Here is a 1,363-nt window from a genome sequence, read left to right as displayed (position 1 = left end):
TTTATATATAACAACACATGCTGAACATGTCAAGTACAGACAGGATTTTCGCCTGCTTTTGCCAGCTATGCGTTACTCTGGGAGTCGGCCTTCGTACATTATGCTCAGTTCCCCATACACCTGTCCCCAGTTTCGGATTGGCATGGTCCATTTTTTGGTGGCTTCAAACGTCGCCAGATACAGGGCTTTTAAAAGCGCTGTATCGCTTGGAAATACGCTTCTCTGACGGTTCAGCTTCCGGTAGGTGGAATTCAGGGATTCGATGGCATTGGTCGTGTAAATCACTTTTCTTACGTTCATGGAAAACTTGAAAATTGGGCAGATGGCATCCCAGTTTTGCTTCCAACTTTTCATGGAATTCGGATATTTTACAGACCATGTTTTGGTTACCCTTTCCAGAGATTCCAAAGCCTGTTCTTCAGACGGAGCCTGATAAATAGTCTTTAAATCATTGGCAAAAGGCTTACGATCCTTGTCTGCTACATATTTCAGCGTGTTTCGTACCTGATGTACGATGCAGCGCTGGTATTCCGTGTTAGGATAGGCTGCGGCGATGGCTTCTTTGATCCCGCTCAGGCCATCGGCACAGAGAATCAGGATATCTTTTACCCCGCGATTTTTCAATTCATTCAGCACGGAAAGCCAATATTTTGCGCTCTCATTGTCTCCGACCTGAATCGTCAGAACTTCTTTTTGTCCGTCCACGTTGATTCCCAGAATGACGTAGGCTGCCAGCTTCCGGATCACTCCGTTATCCCGGACAGAATAATGAATGGCATCAATATAGAGGACAGGATACACTTCCGACAGCGGGCGTTTCTGCCAGTCTTCAATTTGAGGCAGGATTTTATCGGTTACATCGGAAATGAAGCCTTCGGAAGCCTCAAATCCATAGATATCCTCTAACGTTTCTGAAATTTGCCGGGTCGTCATTCCCTTGGCATACATGGAGATAATTTTCTGGTCGATAGAAGAGATATCTTTTTGCCGTTTACGGACCACCTGCGGTTCGAACGTGGAGTTGCGGTCCTGCGGTACCTGGATATCTACGGTACCATACCGGCTGTTGACCCGCTTTCTCTTATACCCATTGCGGTAATCCTCGCTGTCAGACCGCTGGGATTTCTGATAGCCAAGGTGTTCGTCCATCTCGGTTTCCATCATTTCTTTGATGGTACCGCCCAGCAGGTCTTTCAGTGCTTCCTGAATATCTTCTGCGGATTGAATGTCATATTCTTGAAACAGTTGTTGAATAATGCTGCGTTTTCCTTCGGTCATAATGACCTTATGTACCGGTTTCTTTTCTCTTGCCATGATAGTAAGCCTCCTATGATTTAGATTGTATCATAGAAGACCTATACCT

Annotated in this window: 1 protein-coding gene; it reads right to left on the bottom strand. The window is 45.6% G+C overall.

Annotated elements, in window-relative coordinates; genetic code table 11:
* Positions 1-72: 72 nt before the first annotated feature.
* Positions 73-1,314 carry an IS256 family transposase gene (locus CJ260_RS12430; RefSeq protein ID WP_095630433.1) on the bottom strand — a complete coding sequence of 414 codons (1,242 nt, stop codon included), beginning with the start codon at positions 1,312-1,314 and terminating at the stop codon, positions 73-75.
* Positions 1,315-1,363 lie beyond the last annotated feature (49 nt).

Origin of the sequence: Megasphaera sp. ASD88, from assembly GCF_002287425.1 — a bacterium.
Classification (GTDB): domain Bacteria; phylum Bacillota; class Negativicutes; order Veillonellales; family Megasphaeraceae; genus Megasphaera; species Megasphaera stantonii.
Note: the sequence above shows the minus strand (reverse complement) of the source record. Positions and strands in the feature narration are given on the sequence as shown.